This is a genomic window from Marinobacterium aestuariivivens (assembly GCF_042661465.1).
Taxonomy (GTDB): Bacteria; Pseudomonadota; Gammaproteobacteria; order Pseudomonadales; family Balneatricaceae; genus Marinobacterium_A; species Marinobacterium_A aestuariivivens.
The window spans coordinates 306079-330234 of the sequence record NZ_JBHSWE010000001.1 but is presented as its reverse complement, the minus strand read 5'-3'; the positions used below and the strand labels follow the sequence as shown (position 1 = coordinate 330234).

Here is a 24156-nt window from a genome sequence, read left to right as displayed (position 1 = left end):
CTATTAAATAGATATAGCAGACTGAAACGCACCCTTGGGTTCACGCCTCCAGGCAAGAATATAAAGAAAAGAAGGGACTCTTATGCTCAAGAAGACACTGATGGCCACGGGATTCATACTGGCCTATACCCTGCCGCCGCCGGCACTCGCCGCCGATACCATAATCTTCGACCCCGATGGCACCGATGCCACCAATGGCACTTTTCAAGTTGGTTCCTTCGATTGGGCTGTGGGCAGCGCGCTTGCGAATGATGCCGTTCTCACCGGGCAAGGCTCCGAATTCGAACTCTACGCTCACGCAGCGCTGCAAGGCTTTGCGGACACTGACGGCAACCCCGCCGGAGCACCCACCGGGCTGAATGTGGCCGGTACCGGAATTGAGATCACCTTTATCACCGGCTTTACCGAAACCATCACCTCGGTGGTAAACAGCGCTGTGACGGATACCGGCAATGACCAGAATGGTCACAATATCCTCACTTTTGACCAGACTCTCACACTGACGCAGGCAGGCACCCCGACGGTCAACTTCTTCGAGATCTGGTTCGACGACCTTTCCGATGCCACCGGGCAAAAATCCGATGCCTTGACCGGGCTGGGATATGGTGACGGCCAGCTGATCCTGAGTGCCGAACTGGTCAGTCTGAGTGGAAACTTCACCGCCACCTTCACCTTCGAGGACGTGGACGGCAGCGGCGATTTCGGTGCCGGCGATGTTCTGATCACCGGTCTGCTCGATCAGTTCGGTACCGATCAATGGGGTGGCCAGCAATCGATTGGTGGCGAAGGTGCCACTCAACTGACTGCAGGCGTGACTTTCCAGGACAGTGATTTCTTTGAAACCGATATCCTTTCGCTGGCGCAGGGCCTGTTCTTCAATACCTCCAACGTCCTGCCGTTCGACGAAACCAATCCGTCCAATTCCTTCGATGACGGCCTGGGAGGCACCATCAACACTAGCTTGGGAGGCGGCCTTGAAATCGGCGATATCAACGGCTTCAGCGGCCCCGATATCCTGTTCCAGGCGGATGCCAACCAAGCCTTTGAAGCAGTGCCGGTCCCCGAGCCCGACACTGTACTGTTTTTCGCCCTGGGGCTGTTGTTCCTGGGGTGGTTGGCCGGAGCCGTTTCCTGGGAAGGCGTTGATCGCTTAACTCGACAAGGGTAGTGCACCAACCGCCACGGCCTTTTTCCAGGGACCCGGCATGGCTGTTAACCGGCAACAAAGTACCGGCCCCGGCCACGCCTGGCGATCTCGGTAAAATGCTGCCGGCTTGATGGAAATCAATAATGCGGCGGCGAATAGCCGCCGCTTACTCCGGGTGATGCGCAACGACCGGCAGATCGCACATTTTCCCCCACTGAAAATCGCCTAGCAGCCGCTCCAGCCTCGGCTGTGTCCGGTGCAGGTTCAGATAATGCCGGAACTTCGATTTAACCGAAGCCGCGCGAATCCTTGGCTGATCGGGTGCGATCTCCCAGGGATGAACATAAAAAACGACCGGCCCTCCCAGCTGCCGGGCGGCCCTTTGCAGCAGCCGTTTCGACAGGGCGTAGGGGTAGAGCCTGAAATAGCCGCCACCGGCACAGGGAATGCGTCGGTTGAATACTTCAGCCGTGGCCACCGGGACTTCGAGCAGGCCATTGTCCCAAAGGAAAGGCGTGCGCGGTGCCTTCCGATAGCCGTACAGATCATGTGGAACCGGGTTGATGCTGGAGCTGTAGCGGTACCCCGCCGCTTGAAGTTCATCCTGAATCCAGGGCCTGTTTTCGTCGAAAGAAAAACTGGGGGCCCGGTAGCCCGTCACCGGCGCCCCGATAAGATCTTCCAGCAATGCCTTGGAAGCGCGGATATCTTCCCGGAACTCCCGTTGAGAAAGATGGTTCAGGCGTTGGTGGTGGTAGCCGTGACTGGCGATTTCATGGCCCTGCGTGGCGATCTCCCGGATCAGGGCGGGGTAACGCTCGGCAATCCAGCCGAGGACAAAAAAAGTCGCTTTGGTTTTCGTATGCACCCTGGCCTCGAGCGAGGCGATGAGACGTTGGACGTTGGCTTCGACCTGACAGGGATACTGGTCCCAGCAATCGGGGGAGATAACCTTTTCGAACGCCGCCACCTGGAAGTAATCCTCTACATCGATCGTGAGTACATAACAGGGTGAAGGTGGCGGGTGCTCGGGCGACATGGTCCGATCTCCTTGTCACTCAGGTAGGGGCACCTTGCGGGCGACAGATTCAGTGACTGCGTCGTCGATAAGCTTAGTCGAGATTGCCACAGGGCGAAGCCTTGATGACGACGGAGATTCTTCGACCCGAGACGCTCGATCACCCGGGAAAGGGTTTCGTGACTATACTGCTCAGCAGTTGCTCCTTGTTGTCGGTAGGGGGTGATCAGTACGAGGGAGGCGTAATGGACGGGCGGGGAATACATCGTGGCGTCTGGGCCTGGCTTTGGTTGATCTTGAGCACGGGGCTCGGCAGCGGCTACGGCCAGGCGTCGGAACTGGCGGACACACTCTCGACCGTCAAGCCGTCGATCGTCGGCATCGGGACCCATGTGCCAACCCGGCGTCCCTCTTCGCGCTTGTTGGGCACCGGCTTCGTCGTGGGCGATGGACACCATGTTGCGACCAATGCCCATGTCGTCGAGATCGAACTCGACGATCTCAAGAAGGAGCAACTGGTGGTTTTTGTCGGTACCGGGAACAATCCAAGGGTGGTTCCGGCGCAGGTGGTCGCTTCTGAACGGGAGCATGACCTGGCGCTGCTGAAAGTCTCCGCCCGGCTGCCTGCATTGACACTGTCCACCCGGAAGACCGTTCGAGAGGGGGAGAACTATGCCTTTACCGGGTTTCCGTTGGGCGCCGTCCTGGGACTTTACCCCGTGACCCACCGTGGCATGATCTCCAGCATCACACCGATGGCGACACCGGCGCAATCGTCGCGCGAGCTGACGGCTCGGAAGATCCAACGGCTTCGGAATCCGCTGATGGTATACCAACTGGACGCCACCGCTTATCCCGGCAACAGCGGCAGTCCGCTCTATGACCCGGAAAACGGTACCGTGGTCGGAATTCTCAACGGTATCGCCGTTAAATCGACCAAAGAGGATGCATTGAGTGAACCCAGTGGTATCAGCTATGCGATCCCTGTGCGTTACCTGCATGAACTCTTGGCAAGGTTGACGGGTGGTTGAGCGCAGGAGGTGCCCCCGCGGGTCGGTTCCGAGGGCGCTGGAGGCAAAGCCATGATGGGGTTGAGCTGCCAATGATGATTGCCGGATACAGTTATCTGGCCGCGACCCTGGTCTATGCCATCGTCCTGGTGCTGGCCCTGTTTCTCTGGCGCGGACGGCTGCAGGGCGGCTGGCTGTTGCTGGCCCTGGGGATGATGGTCCTTTGGTCCGGCTATCTCGGTCTGTATGGCGACGGGGAGCTTCTCGGTATCCCGGGCGAGCAGGCCACGCCAGACCCGAATCGCTTTTTCTCGAAATCATGCGAGATGCCAGTTGGGTCCTGCTGTTGTGGCAGCTGCACGCGTGCAATCAGGGCATTCGTGCACGACAGTTTTGGGCCAGTGGGTGGCTGTGGGGATTCTTCCTGCTGCTGATCGTGCTGTTGCTGGGCAATCTGTTACAACCAGGGGCACAAGAGCAGGGCAGGGCCCTGCCGGTCCCTCCTGTCCTCCTGGGTCCCTTCGTGCTGGTGGTTATCGTGCTCGTGCTGCTGGAACAGTGGTACCGCAATATCCCCCGGGAGCAGCGTTGGTCGGTCAAGTTTTTCTGCATCGGAACGGCCGTCGTGTTCGGTTACGATTTCCTGCTCTACTCCGATGCTCTGCTGTTTCAACGGGTGGACGCGACGCTTTGGCAGGTGCGGGGCGGCGTCTGCGCGATGATGGCGCCGCTGATGGCCGTGTCCATCGCCCGCAGCAAAACCGGGGAACGGCAGGTATACCTGTCTCATCAGGCGGTGTTTTTCTCAACCGGTCTGTTCCTGGCGGGCATCTATCTGCTGGTCATGTCGATGGTCGGTTACTACCTGCGCTGGTTCGGTTCCGACCTGGGCAGCGCGGTCCAGGTGGTATTTGTCGTGCTCGCGCTCTCCATCCTGTGCCTGCTGGTGGGTTCGGGGCGTTTCCGCTCGATCGTCGCTGTCTGGGTCAGCAAGCACTTTTTATCCTACAAGTACGATTACCGTGCGGAATGGATGAAGGCCAACGAGCGCTTTTCCACGCTGCCGCTGGATGATCGCTATTACGAGCAGTTGATTCTGGGGATGGCCAATCCCCTGGATAGCCCGGGCGGGATTCTCTGGGTGCGCGAAGGCGGGCATTTCGTCGTCAAGGGCTGTCGCAGTATCGGGTCGCTGCCCAAGCTGTCGAACTCCGAGGATGGAGCCTTGCTCGACTTCTGCCAGGAGAGTGGTTGGGTTATCGATGTGCCGGAATATCGGCTTGCACCCTCTCGCTATGGTGGCCTACGGATAGCGGATCGCCTGTTGGCGGGAGAACAGATCTGGTTGTTGGTGCCGTTGCTGCATCAGGGCGTTCTGCACGGGCTGGTCGGCTTGGCCCATCCGCGGGCGGAACGCACCCTAAACTGGGAGGATCACGACCTGCTGAAGGCGCTGGGCTCCCAACTGGCCGCACTGATCGCGCTTAAGGACACCACGGACCAATTGGCGGCCAACCGTCAGTTCGAAGCCTTTTACCGTTTCTCGGCGTTCGTGGTACACGATATCAAGAACGTAGTGGCTCAGCTCTCTCTGGTTGTCCAGAATGCCGAGCGGCACAAGGGCAATCCCGAATTCGTGGATGACACGCTGGAAACCCTGGCCAGTGCCGTACAGCGCATGAAAAGGATGTTGAGTCAGCTCAAACAGCAGGGTGCCATTACCGCGTGCGCGGAAATCGTCGATGCGCTCGAGATTGCCCGAGCCGTGCAGCAAAACCAGAAGGATCAGCTACCCAGGGTGGAGCTGGTGGTTCCGGATGGCACGGATACGGCCTTAAAGCTGAAGATCGAGCGCGACAAGCTCGTCTCGGTACTGGGACATCTGGTTCAGAATGCTCAGGAGGCCACCCCGGCGGAGGGTTTTGTCCGTTTGCGGCTAGAAAATCGAGGCGGCATGGCTATCTTTAATGTAATGGACAATGGTTGCGGCATGAGCGAGCAGTTCCAGCGCGAGCGACTTTTCAAGCCCTTTGATACCACCAAGGGACGCGCCGGGATGGGGATCGGCGTTTACGAGGCCAGGCAATTCATTGTCCAGAACCAGGGATCCCTCGAGGTCAGGAGTGCACCGGGGATGGGCAGTGAATTTCAAGTGACGCTGCCGGCATATACGGTGACCGAGGGGCTGGAAGCAGAGATAGGTAAAGCGGTATGAGCAACGGCCGGGAAAGGGACAAGAAGCTTCTACTGGTAGTCGAGGACGACCTGGGGCTTCAGAAACAGCTCAAATGGGGACTGGATCAATACGAACTGGTGTTCGCGACCGATCGGGAAAGCGCCATTACTCAGGTAAGGCGATACGAACCGGATGTGATCACCCTGGACCTGGGATTGCCACCCGACCCCGCCAATGCTTCGGTGGGGATGCAGGTGCTGCAGGAAATTCTGCAGCTTCACCCCGAGTCCAAGGTTATCGTCCTGACCGGCAATGACGACAAGCTCAATGCGGTCAACGCGATCGGCCTGGGGGCTTATGACTACTGCCAGAAGCCCATGGATCTGGATAAGCTGGGACTGATTCTGGAGCGGGCTTTCCTGCTTCGCGATCTGGAGAAGGAGAATCGCAGGCTGGCGGCCATTCGGTCGCAAAATTCGCCACTGCAGGGTGTGATTGCCGCCTCGGCGGAAATGCTCGAAGTTTGCAAGCTTGTCGAACGAATCGCGCCGGCGAATATCAGTGCGCTCCTGCTGGGAGAAAGCGGTACCGGCAAGGAGGTTCTGGCCAGGGCGATCCACGCTTTGAGCGATCGCAGTGACCGGCGCTTCGTAGCGATCAACTGCGCCTCCATACCGGATAATTTGTTGGAAAGTGAACTCTTCGGTTACGAAAAGGGCGCCTTTACCGGCGCGGTCAAACAGACGCCGGGGAAGGTTGAAGCCGCCCATCGCGGCACCCTTTTCCTGGACGAGATCGGTGACATGCCGATGCCGCTTCAGTCCAAGCTGTTGCGGTTTCTGCAGGAAAGGTGTATCGAGCGGCTCGGTGGGCGCCAGGAGATCGAGGTCGACGTGCGGATTATCAGCGCGACGCATCAGGATCTGGAGGAGATGACGCTAAATGGCAGTTTCCGGGAGGATCTCTACTACCGGCTCGCTGAATTCGTGATCACCATACCGCCGCTGCGGGCGCGCCCCGGCGATGCTGTCCTGATAGCCCGCGCTTTTTTCAACCGCTACTGCGACGAGCTGGGCCGGCGATTGAAAGGCCTTAGCGAAGAGGCTTGCCGGGCGGTGGAAGCCTACTCGTGGCCGGGTAACGTGCGACAGCTGGAGAACAGGATCAAACGCGCGGTGATCATGGCGGATGGCAGCCAGGTTTCGGCCGGCGATCTGGGGTTGTCGGTGGGGGACGAGCTGGACATCCTGCCCCTGAATCTCAGGCAGGTGCGTGAGTCCGAGGAGAAGAGAGCGATCATGAAGGCCCTGGGAGTTGCCAACAACAATATTTCCCGGGCCTCCGAACTACTCGGCATTACTCGGCCGACGCTGTATTCGTTGCTCGAAAAGCATGCAATCCAGAGCGACCCGGGAGGTTGACGTCTTTGGCGAGCGGGCCAACGCCATCGAGGATCGCCACGGCGTCAGCTTTTTTACAGTTAACGGGAAAAATTTCGTCAAGGTTTTGTTTTTCAAGCAGTTAATTCTGTGGCTTGAAAATTGCTGACTATTTAGTGACGGCCTGATACTCGAGGTTTAGCGTCAGGAGGTGCTCCCAGACGTCTTGGATTTTCTACTATGGATACCGATGAGAAACAACCCATGTCAGACACGACCCGGCGCCGATTGCTGATCGGGCTGGCCGGTACGCCCATTCTGGCATCTCTGCCCAGTCGGTCGGCGTGGGGGCAGGAGTGCTCCATCTCGGGCATGCTGAGTGGCAACCTCTCCAACCACGTTCATGACTGTCCTGCACTGGGGGATGGCAGGACGTCGCAGTATATGGCCACCCATCCTGTATGCTGGCCCGTAGGCAACTCCTTGACGCTCGATTTCGGAACTATGTATAACGGCAACGGCGGCGCAAAGGAGATCGAGCCCTGCGAGGTTTCCGATCTCAATGGCAAACTGGATAATCCGAATAAATATAGCTTCGCAGGCGGGACCACGCTCGACAGCTTGATTTCGCAAATACTGGTCAACTTCGGTTCCACGCTCGTCTGGGCGGGCGGTTTTGGAATGCAGATTATGGATTACCTGCATGATGGCCCCGGTTACCCCCAGCAAGCCGGTGCCGCTTTTCTGAATGCTCTGCATCCCAATATCAGTTATCCCTATTCGGCACTGGAGGTCGCCGAGGCGATGGCAACGGTCGCGGGTGATATGTCGCGGGAAATGCGACTGGAGGACATTCTCGCCCACTTCAACGCCAGTAGTGTAGAAAGTACTGCTTTGGTACAGTCTTGTTCATTGTCATAGGTTGATAATGCATGGATGATGTGAGGTGGAGCCTGGAGTTCAATTATGCCGAAGCGTCCAAGCGCTGGGAGGACGGTGCAGTGGTTTTTCATCCACTATCCGGTGATACGTTCGAGCTTAGCGATCTTGCCGATGATCTCCTCTGTTGCCTGGATGGGCAGCCTCCGCAGACAACCGAGTCGCTGATTGGGCAAATCGCTGCATTGTATGGTGATGCCGAGGATTTACCGTTGATCGTTGGCGACATCCTGCAATCCCTGCAAGACAATCAATTGGTACGCGTGCTTTGAGTCATTCTTATATGACGGACGCCGGCAGCGACGATACCTGGTATTTCGATATAGGCGCACTCACGGTCGCGCTGAGTTCCCCTGTGGGTAACATCAAAAAGTGGATTCCTTTTCTCTATCGGTCATTTCGTGTGACGTCGAGTCGCCCGGTATTCGTCGACTTCCGTATCCGGGTTGAACAGCCGGCGTCTCTGCGTCGTTGGTTTCGTCCGCAGGCGAATTTCTATCTGGATGGTTACGCCCCGTTCAAACCCCTGCCGGTTCAGCAGGCGGTTCCGCTGTTCGAGTGGGGTTTGAACTGGTGTATCGCCAATCAGTATCACCGTTATCTGCATTTCCATGCGGCCGGCGTCGAGAAAAACGGCGTCATGGTGATTCTTCCGGCTCCGCCGGGATCCGGCAAAAGCACGCTGGCAGCAGCCTTGATGCAGCACGGTTGGCGTTTATTTTCGGACGAGATCGTGATGGTGGAGCCGTCAACGACACGCGCGGCACCGATCGGGCGCCCGGTCAATCTGAAGAATGAATCGATCGACCTGCTGCAGGGGTTATTTCCCCGGGCGGAACTGACCGAAAAATTCTACGACACCTCCAAAGGCGTGGTGGCGTTGATGAAGCCGACCGATGAAACGGCTGCCAGGGCATCGGCGGATGCGATGCCGACCCATATTGTGACTCCACGCTACCTGCCCAACAGCCCTCTGAGGGTTCGCGCCTGCCGAAAGCCGGATGCGTTCATGGCGCTGATAGGCAACAGCTTCAACTATCATATTCTCGGCAAGGTGGGGTTCGATGCGGCTTGCAGATTGGTGGACCGGTGTGACTGCTTCACGCTGGAGTACAGTCGGTTTGACGAGGTCTTCGAGTTCTTTGATGGCTTGTGCGACGGATCGCGGCCTGGTTGAGGCCTTGTTGGCTAATCCCCTCTTGGCGGCAGAATACTCGGAAGAGCAGTGGGACCGCGTGATCCGTTTGGGGCGAGCCGCCAACCTGCTTGCTCGATTGTACTTTTTGCTGGCGGATCGAGACCTGCTCCAGGGGCTCCGGAAAAGGCATATCATCATCTGCTTTCGGCCTCGTTGCAGTCGCAGAAGCAGCGCACCCAGGTGCTCTGGGAGGTCAAACTGCTGGCGACGGAACTGCAGAGAATCGGGGTGCGACCCGTTTTGTTGAAGGGGGCTGCCTATATTTATGCAAACAAGGAAGCCGGGAAGGGCCGTACTTTAACCGATATCGATATGCTGGTGACCCAGAAAGAATTGCCCAAGGTTGAGCGACAGCTTAAAACTGTCGGTTGGTACTCCGAAAAAATCGATGATTATGATCAGCGCTATTATCGGGAGTGGACCCATGAAATACCACCATTGATCCACTATAAACGACAGACGGTTCTGGATGTTCACCATAACATCTTTCCCGTGCTCCGATTTCAGATCGATATTGAAAAGATAATGGATAAGGTTTGCTTTGATGCTGAAGGCGTGGGGACCTTGCATCTCCACGATATGATTATCCACAGTGCCACCCACCTGTTCTTTGAAGGAGAGTTCGAGAATGGCCTGAGAGATCTTTCGGATTTGGACCTTCTGTTTCGAGAGTTCAAGCCGGATGACTGGTCGAAGCTCAAGCGCCGGGCGCTGGAGCTGCAGTTGGCCAGGCCCCTGTTCTACGCGTTAAGGTATTGCCGGCGTTTTTTGTCCAGCCCGATACCGGATGACATCTTGATGGCGAAAGATGCCGGTACTCCGAATGCTTTGCTGCTGCCGGTGGCAGATATACTTTTCACCCGCGTGCTCATACCCCATCATACTTTGGCTAAACAGCCGGGACACAGGTTGGCAAAATTTCTGCTTTACTGGCGAGGCCACCTGCTGAAAATGCCCCTTGCGGTATTGGTGCCTCATTTGCTGCGAAAGTCATTGCGTGCAATATCTGCCGGTAGGGAGCGGTCTGCGTAGGGTGCCGGTGACGCGGAGCGAACCACACCACACCACACCACACCGCACCGCACCGCCGAGATCGGTGCGCATCGTTGCTCCCCTGAAAATAGCTCCTGCATTTTCAGGATTTCCGCGGGGCGGCCTTCCGCGGGGCGGCCTTCCGCGGGGCGGCCTTCTGCCGCCATGGCGGTCAATAGCACCTCCGCATTACCCACATCGTTCGAGGAAGGGCGGGTCAATTGATAATGTCTACTCGGCCCGTTCGGTCATCTGTCGTATTCATCAAGTACTTTCTCGACCTGTTGCTTGAGCTTCCTGTCCAAGGCCTTCAGCAGTTCGATTTTCTCGTGCAGCGTCGTGTTTAGATATTTGTTGAGGATTACAATTCTTCGCTGCAGTTCAGTTATATCGCTCGTAAGAGACGCGAGCAGCGGGTCCGCACTTTCCCAGTTGGGGGGCGGCTGAACGGCGGGAGCTGATGAACCCTGGCCTGACTGGGGGAGAACTCGTCTGCGAGCTCCTCTGCCACGGTCGTGACAGTATCGACATCCACCAACTTCTGCTCTTCGAGAAAGCAGAGCAATAACAGGCGATCGCAGAATACGTTGATTTTTCTGGGAACTCCCTTGGTTTGCCGGTAAATTTCCTTGAAAGCATCATCGTTGAACTCGGGGTTTTGCTTCCAGCCGGCTACCTTGAGTCGCCAAAGGATGTATGCCTTGACCTCCTCTTCGTGCAAGGGTTGCAGGTGGCAGGCAGCAATGATGCGTTGCCGGAACTGCTCCATGTTCGGATTCTGGATAATCGCCCGCAACTCCGGCTGACCCAGCAGGAAGCTCTGCATCAGCGGGGTATCGTTGATTTGAAAATTGGACAGCATTCTCAATTCTTCAATCGCGCCGGCGGACAGGTTCTGGGCTTCATCGACCAGTAACAGGACCCGTTTATTGGCTCGATGCACCGAGTGCAGAAATTCCTGAAACTGCTGCAGCAACACCGCCTTTGGTTTATTTTCCGCAGGCAGTCCGAAGGCGCTGCAGATCATGCGCAACAAGTCATCGGCTTCCAGCCTGGTTGTCACCAGTTGGGCTGTGATGAGGTTGTCGTAATCAGCCGTCGTCCAGAGGTTTCGCATCAAGGTGGTCTTACCGGTGCCGACCTCGCCCGTGATCACGATAAACCCTTCTCCCTGGCTCACACCGTAGTGCAGATAGGACAGGGCGCGCTTGTGGCCCTTGCTGGTAAAGAAAAACTCCGTCGCAGGGCTCAACTGGAAGGGTTTTGCCGTAAAGCCGAAATATGACGTATACATAGGTCAAGACTCACTAAAAGAGGTGGCTGAATCCGATTGTGAGCCGATGCTCCCGGAAAGCGCGGTCATCATCCTCAGAGTCCCGCTCGGTGCTCCTTAATGCGATGTTGAGTGAACTGTCTTCAGATAGCTGCCGCACCATGCTCAACGAGAGCGACCGTTGGTAATCCGTAGCCTCGAAGTCCGATTCCAGGCGTGACCATGTGAGCTGGGTGCTCAGGCTGGTTCGCCCCGACACCTGTATCCTCCAGCCGGCGTTGGCGCCCGTATCTTCTTCGGTACTGGCTTGCACCTGGAAATCTCGTTCCGTTCTGAACAGACCCAGGGTCCAGAGGCTTTTGCCCTTGCTGATCACCAGGTTGGCGCTCAGACTTTGCTGGATAAACTGTTCTTCGGAGAGCGTGGGCAGCGGAGCGACCAGAGTGATTGCCTGCTCGTCGGGACCAGGAAGCACCGGGCTGCTGCTGTCGACAAGCCTGCAGTCGGCAATATTGAAGGACGGGGTTGATGGGCAGATCAGGGTGCCGATGGGCGTCAGTTGCAGCAACTCCTGACGAACGCTGGTGATATTCTTGTTGTACCTGAGTGACCAGTTGGTATGTTTTTGCCGGTGGTTGATGCTCAATCCATGTCCTTGATCGGATAACAGCCGGCTATTGTAGGACGCACTGAGCGACGTCCTGGGACCCGGGGTCCAGTCAAGACCGGCGCCCCAGAAATTGCCTGCTTCCGCCTCGGACTGGGTCGGATCATCGAGGTGGTTGTCGACATAACCGTAGCGAAGCCTGCCATCCAGTTGACGGCTGAATCGGTACCCGAGCTCGAAATTCATGGCCTCTGATTCGCTCGTTGCTGAGGTATCGGGTGTCGCCTGGTTGGTGTTGATATTGGCGGCCCAGTAGATCTTGCCGGGGTTGGCCTGGTTGTCGAGGAAAAAACTGGTGCTATAACCGTCGCTGTCATCATTGACGCCGTCAAATTGCACCGTATTGTAGGAAAAATCCGCCCCGAGCGTAGTGTAGCGTCCCAGCCGTTGTCGCCAGCGGGGGTGACCTGGAAGGTAAAGGTGTCGGTAAAGTTGTCGGGGGCGCTCAGGGCGTCTCCGGTGCTGGCGCTGCGGTTGTCGATCAGGCGCTGGCTGTAGCTGCTTCTGGCATCCAGGAAAAACCGGTCCTCGATCAGTTCGGAGTTGGCCGAAAGCCCCCACTGGTGACGGATCTCATCGCTGGCCTCGTCGGAGGAATAGTCCAGGTATTGAAGCCGGTAATCCAGATTGGCCTGCAGGCGAGCCCCTCTTTGGAAAGGGAAAAGCCTGGACGCACCTCGGTAATCAGACTGTTCTCCTCATTGCCCGGGTCAAGGTTGAGGTTGGTGGTGTAATGCTCGGTGACCTGAACTCCGGGAGTAAGTTTCCAGTCGCGTGCCTGGACGGTCGCCATCGGAAGGAGCAAAACAGCGACCTGAATTAAACGCCAATGTAACCTGTTATCGCTTGGATGCGCCGTAATAGCCATAATAATCCTTTTGTCCGGTCCTGGATTTGTTCAAGACCAGGCCAATCGCCATCTTTGGCTTGAGCAGGCTCAGTGCCCGTTCCACTTGGCGCTGCGAGGTGCAAGCCTCTTCGACGACGATCACGGCCTGTCCGGTCATCTGCGCCAGTACACTGGTTTCGCTGGCCCCAAGTAGCGGCGCGGTGTCGAAGATGACTATTCGGTCGCTGTAACGGCTGGAAAGCTCCTTCATGAATTGTTTCATCTTCGCGCTGGCGATCATCTCGGTGGCATGATGGTGACGGGTGCCGGCGCAGACGACCTTGAAGTTGGGAATATTGGTGCTCTGAATGATGTCCTGGACTTCAGCTTTATTGTTCAGGTAATCCAATAAACCGAGTGCGCGATCTGAAATATTCAGCCTCTGGCTAAGGTTCGGGTTGATCACGTCGGCATCGACCAGCAATACGGATCGGTCATGTTCGGTCACCATGCTCAGTGCCAGGTTCAGCGCAGTAAAGGTTTTTCCTTCCCGAGCATGACAGCTCGAAACCAGAATGAGATTGGGGTTGGTCAGCTTTTCTGCGTTGGCGCCAAAAGCGTTGTCAAGCAAGGGGCGCTTGATATAGCGATACTCCTCTTTGATCGGGGTGAAGTTTTCGGTGGGTGTGACCATGCCCAGCTGCTCGAGACGATCTGTATCGATATAGATTTGCTCCCGGTCGTTTTTCGTTTCGCGTTCGGCATCTGTTGGCTCATCGTTCTGACGACCGAAGTGGGAGTCTTGACCGGGAAGCTCTGGCTGCCCATCCGCGGATGTCGACGGCGTCGCGAAGGCCGGAGCCGGGGGCGCCGGGGAATCGTCGCTATCGACTGTAGCGGCTTCACGCTGTTGCGCTCCCAACTGCTGGCGTTTTTCAAGTGCACGCTCGATTGTGCTCATCAGAGCCCCCTAGAAAGAGTTGAGAATCCCGTAGGCAAACTGCTGCAGTTGAAGAAGCCACGCGCTTGGAAAGTCAGGAACGTAAGCAAGCAACCTTTGGTTGATGTTGGGAAGCAGCTGCAGGACGATCAGGATCCCGTAAAAAGCCACCAGTGATCCGGCCAGGGCTGCGAAGATAAGGGCTTCCCGGCGCTTTTGATTCAGCAGCTCCGGATCCTTGATCATGGTGACCACACCCAGAACGGGGTAACCGGTGGTCTGGAAGATTTGTTTGGGGTCAAAAAAGACCGGCCTGAGCTGGGAGATGAGAAAGGCGACGCCGATGCCAAGGCTAGCCGCCCCGGCCAGCACCCCGGACAGGATCAGGGGACGGTTGGGGCCAGTGGGCGCTGTCGGCAGGCGTGGCGGATCGATAATGCGAAACTTGAATCCGTCCGTACTGGCGTCCGCCCGTTCCGACAGGTGTGCCGACTCGCGGCGTGACAGCAGTTCGTTGTATTGCTGCTGGGTAATCGAATACCCCCTTTGCAGCGCTTGAAGCTCCGCCTCGAGCTCCGGGATAGTGTTGGCGTTGTTTTGTAACACTTCCAACTGGTGTTGGTATTCCGCCAGGCGCACCTCCAGAGATCGCACGGTGGTTTCTTCACTGGCGAGTGTGAGCTTGAGCTGCTGATAAACCGGGTTTTCGTTCAATCCACCATTTCGTTCAACCTGGGCGGCTTGCAGCGCCCGCTGTCGGTCCCTTACCTCCTGCACTCTCTTCGCTTGAAGGTCTTTCAGTATGAGCTCCGTCTCCCGAATGTTCGGATGCTGATCCGTGTATTTCAAGCGCAATTGATCGAGCTGATTTTCCAGAGTGTGGATGCGTCCATCGTAGCTGGTGACGAACTCGAAGGAGGAGGGCGCCAAACCGTCTTCCATGATGCCAAAGTTGGGAACCTCTCCCGCCAGCTGTTTCTCGATCGAATCCCGACGGGTTTTGGCTTCGAGCAGCTCCAGCTCCAGGGACCGGATCTGGCCCTTGAGACTACTGATGCGACTATAAAACCCGCTGTCGGAACTCATTAACCCGTAGTTTTTCTGCTTGAACTCCTTGAGCCGATTGTCCGCTGCATTCAGGCGTGATTCGTACTCGGCGATCTGGCGGTCCAGGAAGTTGGCGGCGGTGGTATTGTCTTCCCGTTTGTTCCCCAGGGTGTTCTCTACCAGGGTGGTCAGGGTCGCCTCGACCACGTTTTTGGCTTCTTCTGCCGAGCTGCTGGTATAGGAAATGGCATAGATGTTTTCCCGGCCAGCCCGGCTCAGAGTGAGGTTGGCTTCCATCCGAGCGAGGAGGAGTTCGAATTCGGCGTCGTTTGTTGCCTGGATATCCAGATCTGCCAGGCGAATGATTTTTTCCAGGTTGGGTCGGGTCAGCAACGTTTTGATAATCAGCTGAACCTGCTGTTCGGGGTTGGTCTGAACGGTCAGGCCGCGCAGCAGCGGTGCCAGCAGAGACTGGGTATCGACGTACACCTTGGCTTCGGCGACGTACTGGTTCGGCATTTTCAGCACATATGGCCAGCCAATCAGGCACAGGCCCCAAACCAATACCAGTGCGGTCCATTTGTGGACCCAGATCCCTCGTAGGTAGGAGACTATCTGCTCAATAATATCTTGCATAGATAAACCTCCTAGCTAGCCGCCCTTAAAACCAGGCTTCCGGGATAATGATGATATCGCCGGGCAGGATATGGACGTTGGCGGAGATATCGCCATCCTCTACGAGGTCGCCTATACGAATGCCGTACTGTTTTTGCTCTCCATCCACGATGCGTACCACACTGGCAGCGTTGCCGTCGGCAAATTCTGTGAGACCGCCAACTGCGATCATGACATCCAGAAGTGTCATGTCCTCCCGGTAGGACAGGGCCTGGGGTTCGTCGGCTTCACCGATAATCCGCACCTGTTCGGAGTAGGGACCCACGAAACCCTCGACTATGACAGTGACAATCGGCTCCTTGATGAAGAGGCGAAGACTCTCCTCGAGTTGTCGCGCGACCTGCGTCGGTGTCAGCCCGCTGACCCGGACATCTTCGACCAGCGGCGTGGTGATCATGCCGTCCGGGCGTACCGTTACCGTTTCGGAGACTTCCGGGCTACCCCAGACGAAAATACCCAGGCTGTCCCCCGGTCCCACCAGATAGTTGTATTGGGCAGGGTCGGTGGTCAGCGGCTGCTTCGCGACAGCAACGGGCAGAGGCGGGTATGGGGTGCTGGTACAGCCGGTAATAAGGGCGAGCGCAATGGTTGCCGCGGTACAAGCCTGCCATAGGGGGCTCATTCCTTTCATGAATTTTTGCTCTCCGTGCTCACATCTTTACGACTGGGGTTATTCGAGGCGCTTTGTGACGGGCCTCTGCCTGATCGAGCATGTTTAGTTACTATAGTCCATGCAGGATCTGCCTGATCAAGATAGACCGCTCACCAGGTGGCTGCAAGTCAGGTCCTGGCGCCAGGTCGCGAACGACTCATCGCCACTCAATCGTCCAGATCGGCTCAGCGATTTCCCGTTGATCCATAACCGACAGGCCGAAACTCAACGATGGCCGGAGCTCGGAATGCCTGGGCGCATTGGCTTTTAACGCGTCGCCGGAACCAAAAAAGGGCTCCTTGCGGAGCCCCTGGTCTGTTGCTTGATTCCTTAGCCTTCAAGTGCCCGCTTGATCCGCCCGATGGCGTCCTTGAGGACGTCGAGGCTGGTGGCGAACGACAGGCGCATATTGCCCGGCGCGCCGAAGGCCGAGCCCGGAACCAGTGCGACGCCGGCATCGCCGAGCAGGAATTCGGCCAGGTCGAGGTCGTTCTCGAAGCGCGGATCGGCATCGATCACGCCCTGGAAGCTCGGGAAGGCGTAGAAGGTGCCGTCCGCCGGGATGCACTCGACGCCCTTGATGTCGTTCAGTGCGGCGATGACATAGTCGTGGCGTTCCTTGAATGCCTTGACCATCTCGGCAACACAACCCTGATCGCCTTCCAGTGCCGCCTGCGCGGCCACCTGGGCGATGGAGGTCGGGTTCGAGGTGCTCTGGGACTGGATCTTCTTCATTGCGCCGATCAGCTTGGCGGGGCCTGCGGCATAGCCGATGCGCCAGCCGGTCATCGAGTAGGCCTTGGAGACGCCGTTCAGCACGACGGTGCGGTCATAGAGCTCCGGGCAGGCGTTGACGATGTTGCAGAACGGCTGGTCGGAGAACTGTATGTGCTCGTACATGTCGTCGGTGGCGATCAGCACGTTCGGATGCTTCTTCAGCACTTCGCCGAGGGCCTTCAGCTCGTCCAGGCTGTAGGCGACGCCGGTCGGGTTCGACGGGCTGTTCAGCACGACCAGGCGGGTGCGATCGGTGATGGCCGCTTCGAGCTGCTCGGCGGTCATCTTGAAGCGCTGTTCCTGGGTGGTGGTGACGATCACCGGTTTGCCGTCGGCCACCAGTACCATGTCCGGATAGGAGACCCAGTAGGGTGCCGGGATCACGACTTCGTCGCCTTCGTTGAGCAGTGCCAGCGACAGGTTGAAGAAGCTCTGCTTGCCACCGCAGGACACCAGAATCTGGTTCGGCTCATAGTCGAGACCGTTGTCCCGTTTGAACTTGCTGATAATGGCTTTTTTCAGACCCGGGGTGCCGTCGACGGCGGTGTACTTGGTGAAGCCTTCGTTGAGGGCGCGAATCGCGGCCTGCTTGATGTGGTCCGGGGTGTCGAAGTCCGGTTCGCCGGCGCCCAGACCAATAATATTCTGACCGGCCGCACGCAGTTCGGCAGCGCGGTTGGTCACCGCAAGCGTGGGGGACGGTTTGATACTATTGACGCGGTCTGAAAGTTGAACGTCCAAGCCAAAATCCTCTCATATGGTCGGTACGGGGTCCGCATGCTGATGCGGGGTCCGTTGCTCCTCTAGAGCTGCATAATGATAGCGGAATCGCCGGCCAGTCTAAATGCCCGCGCCCAAAAAGAGCGTCGGTTTTGTCGTTGGAGTGCGACTTTTTGCGATAACCCGGCCGGAGTGAAATCGGGTATAATGGCCGGTTGCGCACTATGGGTTGAAGTATGAAACAGCGATTCAAGATACAGTCGGGCTTCGCGCCTTCCGGGGACCAGCCCACCGCCATCGAAACTCTGGTCGAGGGCATCGAGTCGGGGCTGCTGGCCCAGACGCTGCTGGGCGTCACCGGCTCCGGCAAGACCTTTACCGTGGCCAACGTGATCGCGAGGATTCAGCGGCCCACCATTATCCTGGCCCACAACAAAACCCTGGCGGCGCAGCTGTACGGCGAGTTCCGCGAATTCTTCCCCGACAACGCCGTCGAGTATTTCGTTTCATACTACGACTACTATCAGCCCGAAGCCTATGTCCCGTCCTCCGATACCTTTATCGAGAAGGATGCCTCGATCAACGAGCATATAGAGCAGATGCGCCTGTCGGCGACCAAGGCGCTGCTCGAGCGCGATGATGCGATCATCGTCGCGACCGTCTCGGCGATCTACGGCCTCGGGGATCCCCAGTCCTATCTGTCGATGATGCTGCATCTGGATCGCGGCGAGGAGATCGACCAGCGTCAGGTCCTGCGCCGGCTCGCCGAACTGCAGTACACCCGCAACGATGTCGAGCTGCACCGTGGCAACTACCGTGTCCGCGGCGATGTGATCGATATCTTTCCGGCGGAGTCCGAGAAGGATGCGGTGCGCATCGAGTTGTTCGACAGCGAGGTCGACCAGATCAGCTGGTTCGACCCCTTGACCGGCGCCGTGCTGCGCCGGGTGCCGCGGGTCACCATCTATCCCAAGACGCACTACGTGACGCCCCGCGACGTGCTGCTCGGCGCGGTCGAGAAGATAAAGGACGAGCTGCAGGTGCGGCTCAAGCAGATGCGCGATCATGGCAAGCTGGTCGAGGCGCAGCGCCTGGAGCAGCGCACCCTCTACGATATCGAGATGATCATGGAGCTCGGTTACTGTTCCGGCATCGAGAACTACTCGCGCTACCTGTCCGGGCGCGACGCCGGCGCGCCGCCGCCGACGCTGTTCGACTACCTGCCGGACAACGCCCTGGTGGTGATCGACGAGTCCCACGTCACCATTCCGCAGCTCGGCGCCATGTACAAGGGCGACCGTTCGCGCAAGGAAACCCTGGTCGAATACGGCTTCCGCTTGCCGTCGGCGCTCGATAACCGGCCGCTGCGCTTCGAGGAGTGGGAGCAGCTGGCGCCGCAGATGATCTTCGTCTCGGCGACGCCCGGCAAGTACGAGGCCGCGCAGGCCGGGCAGATCGCCGAGCAGGTCGTCAGGCCCACGGGGCTGGTCGACCCGCTGGTCGAGGTGCGCCCGGCACGGACCCAGGTGGACGACCTGCTGTCGGAAATCAACAGGGTGGTGGTCAACCAGGAACGGGTGGTGGTGACGGTGCTGACCAAGCGCATGGCCGAGGATCTGACCGAGTTTCTCGACGAGCACGGCGTGCGGGTACGCTACCTGCATTCCGATATCGACACCGTCGAGCGGGTCGAGATCATCCGCGATCTGCGTATCGGTCAGTTCGATGTGCTGGTCGGCATCAACCTGCTGCGCGAGGGCATCGACATGCCGGAGGTGGCGCTGGTGGCGATCCTCGATGCCGACAAGGAGGGCTTCCTGCGTTCCGAAACCTCGATGATCCAGACCATTGGCCGTGCCGCGCGCAACGTCAATGGCCGTGCGATTCTCTATGCCGACCGCATCACCGGTTCGATGGAGCGCGCGATGGCGGAAACCGAGCGCCGACGGGAAAAACAGGTCGCCTACAACGAGGCCCATGGCATCGTGCCGAAGGGGATCACCAAGTCGGTTGCGGACATCATGGAAGGGGCCTCGACCATTCCCGGCCGCAAGGCGGCGCGCAGTGCAAAGAAAGTTGCCGATCAGGCCGCGGACTACAAGCTCGACCCTGCCCGGATGTCATCGAAGGAGCTGGCGAAAACGCTCAACCAGCTCGAAGACAAGATGTACGAAGCGGCGAAGAACCTGGAGTTCGAACTGGCGGCCCACTACCGCGACGAGCTGGAAAAGCTCAAGCATATGGAGCCGGTAAATTAGGTACGGTTCCTGAATATGCCTGAAAAAACGTAGGGTGCTGCTGACCGCCATGGATGGTGGAAATACTGGAAACGCAGGAGCGGTTTACAGTGGAGCGGAGCGAAGCGCACCGATCCATGCGGTGCGGTGCGCTTCGCTTACCGGCACCCTACGCTTCACCCGTCACCCGTCACCCGTCACCCGTCACCCGTCACCCGTCACCCGTCACGTCGCACGCCTCACTTCATTGCGGAAAATGCCGGGCGTAGCGTGCAATCCATTCGACCGCGGCCTCTTCGCTGCTCAGCGCCCGGTTCTGTTCTCGGCCGATGCGCCGGCGGTAGCTCTCTATATGACAGATCTGTTCGACCATCCGCACTGCATATGCGGTTTCCGGGTCGTGGAAGCAGATGCCGAGAAGTGCCTGGTCATGGGAGAGGTAATGGCACCAGATCACGCGGCCCCGGGCTTCGAACTCCGACGGCAGCAACGGTATGCGGATCAGTATTTCGCTCTGCTCCGCCAGGCAGTGGTCGGTATGCAGGCAGAGGCCGCCAAGGCTGAAGTCCTTCAGCCTGAGGGTGGCCGCCTGGTCGGCCGCCTGGATCACGATGGGAATCTCCGAAGGGTGGCGAATATAGCGTCTGGGTGTCATGGCGTCCCTGTCTTCCGCGTTCGCGGTGCTTTCCATTCTGTTCAGGTTATTCGGATTATAGCTGCCAGTTTGGTGTCGTTAATTGCAGACGCCTTTAAACCTAAAGTAGTATCTTGGGCTGCCGATACAGATCGTCAGCCCGGCACAGGCTGCACGCCGGAATGCATAACAAGAACGACTATACGTACTACGCTCAGGGACCTATTGCATGAAACTGTTCAATCCGGGATTTCGGCAGCGACTGCTGCTGGTGGTAATCATGACGCTGGCCGGCTTTGCGACCCTCGGCGGTCTGTCGGTATCGGCACTGAACAGTCAGACCGATGCGGCCGGGCAGGCTGACCGGCTCAGTGGCTGGCAGAACGGCCTCAACCTGCTGAAGATCGACATTCTGATCGCAGCCGCCGGTGACAACCGGACGCAGGCCGAGCTCGAGACGCTGCAGCGGGACAAGCGCGAGCAGCTCGACCGTCTGGCGGCCGACGGCGTCGACGTCGAAGTCATTGCCTCGGTGCTGGACTCCTGGATCGGCCTCGAGAAGGAGATCGAGGATCTTGCCAGCCGGATCGGCACCAGCAGCAAACTGGGCGCGCGCGGCGCGCTTGGCGAGCAGATTCAGGCGTTCGAAGGCGCGATGTTCTCCAACATGCGTCCCTGGCTCGAAGAGGTGAAGCAGGCCATCGTGCAGATGGTGGAGCGTCGAGACCCGGCCAGCATCAAGGTCTACGACGCCTCCATCGAGAATCTGCGCAGCAAGGTTGACGAGCTGGGCTTTCTCGATGCCTTCGAAGAGCGCATCAACATCGTTGCCGCCGCCGGCGAGAAGCTGGTGGGGCTGCTGCGCGACCAGGCGGCCGTCGAGCACCAGTCCCGTACCCAGCTCGAAACCCTGCTCAGCAGCACCGACATGATGATCCAGATGATCGATGCGCAGCTGCAGGAGGCACGCGACGAGGCGGCGGCAACCAGCACCCGAGCCAGCCTGACCATCCTGATCGCCGCGCTTGCGGTCGCGCTGGTCTGTGCACTTCAGCTGCTGTCGGTATGGCGCAGTTCTACGCGGACCCTGACGCGCACTGTCGAGAGCCTCGAGAAAATCGCCAAGGGTGATTTGCAGCAGCGGCTCGAGGTCGATCAGCAGCGTAACGACGATTTCGATCGCCTCGGCAGCGCCGTCAACGGTCTGACGGAACAGCTCGGTGCGGTGCTGAACAGGGTCATCAGCAGCAGCAACCGTCTGCAGACCATGTCCAGCGAGCTGAGCGGCACCCTCGACCAGCTGGTGGCGGAAAGCGGCCACACCGAAGATGAAACCGGTTCGGTCGCCGCGGCCGTCGAGCAGATCAGCATGACGGTGCGTGATATGGCTCAGGCCAGCGAAGAGGCCAACAATCTGGCCCTCGGTGCCCACGAAGCCTCGGAAAAGGGCGGTGCGGTCATCACCGATGCCCTGGGCTCGCTGGAGCAGCTGGCCGAGATCTTCGGTCAGGTCCATCGTGAGCTGGACGAACTCGGCGTGGCCTCATCCCGTGTCGACGGCGTTACCGAGATGATCAACGGCCTGGCCGAACAGACCAACCTGCTGGCGCTCAATGCGGCCATCGAGGCGGCCCGTGCCGGCGAAGCCGGCCGGGGTTTCTCGGTGGTGGCGGACGAGGTCAGGGCGCTGGCCGAGAAGACCGTCAATGCGACCGCCAGCATCAACCAGATCATCAACGAGATGCAGGCTCAGATGAAGCAGATCCTGGTGGCCATGCGTGACGGCCAGGGACGGGTCGACAGCAGCCGTTCGCTCGGCGACAACGCCGCGCTGGAGATGGACCGTATCCGCGATCTTTTCGCCCAGGTACGCGATCGCAATCATCAGCAGGCGGCCAGCATCGAGGAGATCTCGGCGACCGCGCAGTCGATCGCGTCAAGCATGTCCGGGGTGCTGGACACCGTACGCGGCAATGCCGAGCGCTCGCGGGAAATCCGTGGCTTCTCCGGTCAGGTGGTCGAACACTCCGATGAACTGCTCGGCATGACCGGCCAGTTCCGCGTCTGACAGAGGAGGGTGACGCGTTACGCGTCACCCTTCCGCCGTTACCGCCACCAGCGCATTCATCAGCCCCTGTCGCTTCAACCACTGAGCCTGCTCCCGCCGCTTCACCAGCAGCATGCCGGCAAAGCCCAGCGCATTGACCGAGACATCTCCGACTCTTTCCCGTGAACGCGGTACCAGCAGCATCCAGTCTTCGGTCAGCAGCAGGTTGTAGCCCTGCTGAACCTGCCCGTCGGCGGCCACCTCGATGCGCAGCGCGTCGAGCATCGCCCTGTAGGTTTCGTGCAGCCACAGTGCCGCATCATCCGGCCTGTTCCGCAGTGTCGGAGGTGGCGCCACCAGTCGGTGGGCAAAGGGAAGCCGGGGGCCGTCCCGGGTGTGGGGCCGGCGGCCAATGACAGCAGCGGGTCGAAGGGCAGTATCAGCCCGTCGCCCAGCGGTAGCAGCTGCAGGTGCTTGTGGGGCTGGCTGGCGCCGCCATCGGGGCCGCCATTGTAGAAGGCGAGGGCGGGTCCCTCGGACATGCAGCGGGCGAGGGCCGCGAAGTCGTCGCGGTTCAGTACCTGAAGCTGGGGCTCGAACTCGCGGGTGATCAGCAGCAGGTGGCGTTCGATCACGCAGAACTTGTTCAGTACGCAGCGATGGCTCGGGCCGACATCAGCGACGAAAAGTGCGGTTTCCGGGGGCAAGAACGGATTGCGCTGCTGCCCGCCGGCCCGTGCCAGCCGGTGCAGTGCTTCGCTCTTGTCGCGCAGGCTCGACAGCATCCTTATCCTGAAGCCGATGCCATTCTCGCACACCTGGAGGCTTTCGGTTTCGATCGGCTGCAGGGCGCCGCAGTCAAGGGCCTGCCGGGTCGCCCGGTCGGCCTGTTGCCAGAGGTTCGTCATCTTCCCTCGCTGTCCGTCACGTTGCCTTTCGGCGCTTGTACCTGGAGCTTAGACGTTTCGCGCGAGTACCAGAACCCGCTTGAGATCGGTATGCGCCCGGAGCGCCCTGATCGCTTTGTGAACAATACTTAAGTCCCTGAAAGAAATCGAAAAAAAACTGTAAAAAAGGCTTGCGCTTGGAATCGGGATCCCTATAATACGCACCATCTCTTCGGGACACACCGAAACGCAGCGAAGGCTGAGGAGTTCAACGAAGAGGCAGCCAGGTGAAAGGCCTTGCAAAACAGGACTATAGCTCAGTTGGTTAGAGCACCACCTTGACATGGTGGGGGTCGCTGGTTCGAATCCAGTTAGTCCTACCACATTTGATAGCAGAAGCAGCCACTTACGAGTCATGTCGGGTGGCTGTTTTTGTTTCTGCGTGTCGCCCCGTTGCACTGGGCGCTGCGGCCGGGGAGTCGCCGTTGGGGCGGTTGCTCGACAGCTGTTCCCGTGCACATGAAATAGATGCTTCGTTGCTATTGACGCACTGCACAAAATCACTATAATTTCGCGCCTCGATTCGAGAGGCGCCCCGCCAACGGTAAGCTCCCTTACCCAGAGATACGCCTCCGGCTTTCCCAAAACGTCTTTGCAACCGACAGGATACAACGGCCTTATGGCACCTTCGCAGCGCCCCCTCATCCGGGATCCCGAGTTTCTGGAGAAACTGTTTCACGGCGTGATTCTGATTACGTTCGGGCTGATCCTTATCCGCTGACCTGCAGGGGCCGGGCCTTGCGGGAGTCGTCACCGATTTCACCCGGTAAAAGCATCGTTCGCTTCATTGGAATACCCGGGTTCTGTCTGTG

The 24156-nt window shown here is 58.6% G+C and carries 20 protein-coding genes, 1 tRNA gene and 1 pseudogene; 12 read left to right on the top strand and 10 right to left on the bottom strand.

Annotated elements, in window-relative coordinates:
* Positions 1 to 82 precede the first annotated feature (82 nt).
* The gene (locus ACFQDL_RS01695; protein ID WP_379907510.1) at positions 83 to 1168 is read left to right on the top strand and encodes a PEP-CTERM sorting domain-containing protein; all 1086 of its coding nucleotides are present in this window, start codon (positions 83 to 85) and stop codon (positions 1166 to 1168) included.
* 145 nt (positions 1169 to 1313) lie between these two features.
* Here the strand turns inward: ACFQDL_RS01695 and ACFQDL_RS01690 are convergent, their stop codons facing one another.
* Positions 1314 to 2186 (bottom strand): XrtA system polysaccharide deacetylase, encoded by an 873-nt coding sequence (locus ACFQDL_RS01690; protein WP_379907509.1) that lies wholly within the window; start codon positions 2184 to 2186, stop codon positions 1314 to 1316.
* A 224-nt stretch (positions 2187 to 2410) separates the two neighbouring features.
* Here ACFQDL_RS01690 and ACFQDL_RS01685 point away from each other — a divergent pair, with 224 nt between their 5' ends.
* The 8 genes from ACFQDL_RS01685 (at position 2411) to ACFQDL_RS01650 (ending at position 9899) form a co-directional block, all read left to right on the top strand.
* The gene (locus ACFQDL_RS01685; RefSeq protein WP_379907508.1) at positions 2411 to 3196 is read left to right on the top strand and encodes a S1 family peptidase; all 786 of its coding nucleotides are present in this window, start codon (positions 2411 to 2413) and stop codon (positions 3194 to 3196) included.
* 71 nt (positions 3197 to 3267) lie between these two features.
* Entirely contained in the window at positions 3268 to 3609 is a 342-nt protein-coding gene (locus ACFQDL_RS01680) for a hypothetical protein (protein WP_379907507.1), read from the top strand.
* Positions 3495 to 5390, top strand: coding sequence for an XrtA/PEP-CTERM system histidine kinase PrsK (prsK, locus tag ACFQDL_RS01675; RefSeq protein ID WP_379907506.1), 1896 nt, complete (start codon positions 3495 to 3497; stop codon positions 5388 to 5390). The genes ACFQDL_RS01680 and prsK overlap by 115 nt, the downstream gene beginning before the upstream one ends.
* The gene (prsR, locus tag ACFQDL_RS01670) at positions 5387 to 6772 is read left to right on the top strand and encodes a PEP-CTERM-box response regulator transcription factor (RefSeq protein ID WP_379907505.1); all 1386 of its coding nucleotides are present in this window, start codon (positions 5387 to 5389) and stop codon (positions 6770 to 6772) included. The genes prsK and prsR overlap by 4 nt, the downstream gene beginning before the upstream one ends.
* Positions 6773 to 6970: 198 nt before the next feature.
* Positions 6971 to 7651, top strand: a complete 681-nt coding sequence (locus ACFQDL_RS01665) for a hypothetical protein (RefSeq protein ID WP_379907504.1) — start codon at positions 6971 to 6973, stop codon at positions 7649 to 7651.
* An 11-nt stretch (positions 7652 to 7662) separates the two neighbouring features.
* The gene (locus ACFQDL_RS01660; RefSeq protein ID WP_379907503.1) at positions 7663 to 7941 is read left to right on the top strand and encodes an HPr-rel-A system PqqD family peptide chaperone; all 279 of its coding nucleotides are present in this window, start codon (positions 7663 to 7665) and stop codon (positions 7939 to 7941) included.
* An 11-nt stretch (positions 7942 to 7952) separates the two neighbouring features.
* Entirely contained in the window at positions 7953 to 8846 is an 894-nt protein-coding gene (locus tag ACFQDL_RS01655) for an HprK-related kinase A (protein WP_379907502.1), read from the top strand.
* 48 nt (positions 8847 to 8894) lie between these two features.
* On the top strand, positions 8895 to 9899 hold the full coding sequence (locus tag ACFQDL_RS01650; protein ID WP_379907501.1) for a nucleotidyltransferase family protein: 1005 nt from the start codon (positions 8895 to 8897) through the stop codon (positions 9897 to 9899).
* A gap of 385 nt (positions 9900 to 10284) precedes the next feature.
* On the opposite strand, the gene ACFQDL_RS01645 is transcribed toward ACFQDL_RS01650, so the two are convergent.
* The 6 genes from ACFQDL_RS01645 to ACFQDL_RS01620 form a co-directional block, all read right to left on the bottom strand.
* Positions 10285 to 11193, bottom strand: a complete 909-nt coding sequence (locus ACFQDL_RS01645) for an XrtA/PEP-CTERM system-associated ATPase (protein ID WP_379907500.1) — start codon at positions 11191 to 11193, stop codon at positions 10285 to 10287.
* Positions 11194 to 11206: 13 nt separating this feature from the next.
* On the bottom strand, positions 11207 to 12400 hold the full coding sequence (locus ACFQDL_RS01640) for a TIGR03016 family PEP-CTERM system-associated outer membrane protein (RefSeq protein WP_379907499.1): 1194 nt from the start codon (positions 12398 to 12400) through the stop codon (positions 11207 to 11209).
* A gap of 278 nt (positions 12401 to 12678) precedes the next feature.
* A complete protein-coding gene (locus tag ACFQDL_RS01635; protein WP_379907498.1) occupies positions 12679 to 13629 on the bottom strand; it encodes an XrtA-associated tyrosine autokinase in 951 nt (316 codons plus the stop codon).
* Positions 13630 to 13638: 9 nt separating this feature from the next.
* Positions 13639 to 15291, bottom strand: coding sequence for an XrtA system polysaccharide chain length determinant (locus tag ACFQDL_RS01630; RefSeq protein ID WP_379907497.1), 1653 nt, complete (start codon positions 15289 to 15291; stop codon positions 13639 to 13641).
* A gap of 25 nt (positions 15292 to 15316) precedes the next feature.
* Positions 15317 to 15961 (bottom strand): XrtA/PEP-CTERM system exopolysaccharide export protein, encoded by a 645-nt coding sequence (locus ACFQDL_RS01625; protein WP_379907496.1) that lies wholly within the window; start codon positions 15959 to 15961, stop codon positions 15317 to 15319.
* Between the two features lie 351 nt (positions 15962 to 16312).
* Entirely contained in the window at positions 16313 to 17500 is a 1188-nt protein-coding gene (locus ACFQDL_RS01620; RefSeq protein ID WP_379907495.1) for a pyridoxal phosphate-dependent aminotransferase, read from the bottom strand.
* A gap of 215 nt (positions 17501 to 17715) precedes the next feature.
* On the opposite strand from ACFQDL_RS01620, the gene uvrB reads away from it, so the two are divergent.
* Positions 17716 to 19737, top strand: a complete 2022-nt coding sequence (gene uvrB / locus ACFQDL_RS01615) for an excinuclease ABC subunit UvrB (RefSeq protein WP_379907494.1) — start codon at positions 17716 to 17718, stop codon at positions 19735 to 19737.
* Between the two features lie 223 nt (positions 19738 to 19960).
* Here the strand turns inward: uvrB and ACFQDL_RS01610 are convergent, their stop codons facing one another.
* Positions 19961 to 20407, bottom strand: a complete 447-nt coding sequence (locus ACFQDL_RS01610; RefSeq protein ID WP_379907493.1) for a PilZ domain-containing protein — start codon at positions 20405 to 20407, stop codon at positions 19961 to 19963.
* A 172-nt stretch (positions 20408 to 20579) separates the two neighbouring features.
* On the opposite strand from ACFQDL_RS01610, the gene ACFQDL_RS01605 reads away from it, so the two are divergent.
* On the top strand, positions 20580 to 22418 hold the full coding sequence (locus ACFQDL_RS01605) for a methyl-accepting chemotaxis protein (protein ID WP_379907492.1): 1839 nt from the start codon (positions 20580 to 20582) through the stop codon (positions 22416 to 22418).
* Between the two features lie 24 nt (positions 22419 to 22442).
* On the opposite strand, the gene ACFQDL_RS01600 is transcribed toward ACFQDL_RS01605, so the two are convergent.
* Together ACFQDL_RS01600 and ACFQDL_RS01595 are read right to left on the bottom strand one after the other, a co-directional pair.
* A complete protein-coding gene (locus ACFQDL_RS01600; RefSeq protein ID WP_379907491.1) occupies positions 22443 to 22754 on the bottom strand; it encodes an ATP adenylyltransferase family protein in 312 nt (103 codons plus the stop codon).
* Between the two features lie 74 nt (positions 22755 to 22828).
* Positions 22829 to 23305 (bottom strand): annotated as a pseudogene (locus ACFQDL_RS01595) (DUF4922 domain-containing protein); the annotation flags it as partial.
* 285 nt (positions 23306 to 23590) lie between these two features.
* Here ACFQDL_RS01595 and ACFQDL_RS01590 point away from each other — a divergent pair.
* Positions 23591 to 23667: transfer RNA gene (locus tag ACFQDL_RS01590), tRNA-Val, on the top strand.
* Positions 23668 to 24156 lie beyond the last annotated feature (489 nt).

Coding starts and splice junctions, on each gene's coding strand:
- ACFQDL_RS01695 (WP_379907510.1), top strand. CDS start 83: ATGCTCAAGAAGACACTGATGGCCACGGGATTCATACTGGCCTATACC.
- ACFQDL_RS01690 (WP_379907509.1), bottom strand. CDS start 2,186: ATGTCGCCCGAGCACCCGCCACCTTCACCCTGTTATGTACTCACGATC.
- ACFQDL_RS01685 (WP_379907508.1), top strand. CDS start 2,411: ATGGACGGGCGGGGAATACATCGTGGCGTCTGGGCCTGGCTTTGGTTG.
- ACFQDL_RS01680 (WP_379907507.1), top strand. CDS start 3,268: ATGATGATTGCCGGATACAGTTATCTGGCCGCGACCCTGGTCTATGCC.
- prsK (WP_379907506.1), top strand. CDS start 3,495: ATGCGAGATGCCAGTTGGGTCCTGCTGTTGTGGCAGCTGCACGCGTGC.
- prsR (WP_379907505.1), top strand. CDS start 5,387: ATGAGCAACGGCCGGGAAAGGGACAAGAAGCTTCTACTGGTAGTCGAG.
- ACFQDL_RS01665 (WP_379907504.1), top strand. CDS start 6,971: ATGGATACCGATGAGAAACAACCCATGTCAGACACGACCCGGCGCCGA.
- ACFQDL_RS01660 (WP_379907503.1), top strand. CDS start 7,663: ATGGATGATGTGAGGTGGAGCCTGGAGTTCAATTATGCCGAAGCGTCC.
- ACFQDL_RS01655 (WP_379907502.1), top strand. CDS start 7,953: ATGACGGACGCCGGCAGCGACGATACCTGGTATTTCGATATAGGCGCA.
- ACFQDL_RS01645 (WP_379907500.1), bottom strand. CDS start 11,193: ATGTATACGTCATATTTCGGCTTTACGGCAAAACCCTTCCAGTTGAGC.
- ACFQDL_RS01635 (WP_379907498.1), bottom strand. CDS start 13,629: ATGAGCACAATCGAGCGTGCACTTGAAAAACGCCAGCAGTTGGGAGCG.
- ACFQDL_RS01630 (WP_379907497.1), bottom strand. CDS start 15,291: ATGCAAGATATTATTGAGCAGATAGTCTCCTACCTACGAGGGATCTGG.
- ACFQDL_RS01625 (WP_379907496.1), bottom strand. CDS start 15,961: ATGAAAGGAATGAGCCCCCTATGGCAGGCTTGTACCGCGGCAACCATT.
- uvrB (WP_379907494.1), top strand. CDS start 17,716: ATGAAACAGCGATTCAAGATACAGTCGGGCTTCGCGCCTTCCGGGGAC.
- ACFQDL_RS01610 (WP_379907493.1), bottom strand. CDS start 20,407: ATGGAAAGCACCGCGAACGCGGAAGACAGGGACGCCATGACACCCAGA.
- ACFQDL_RS01605 (WP_379907492.1), top strand. CDS start 20,580: ATGAAACTGTTCAATCCGGGATTTCGGCAGCGACTGCTGCTGGTGGTA.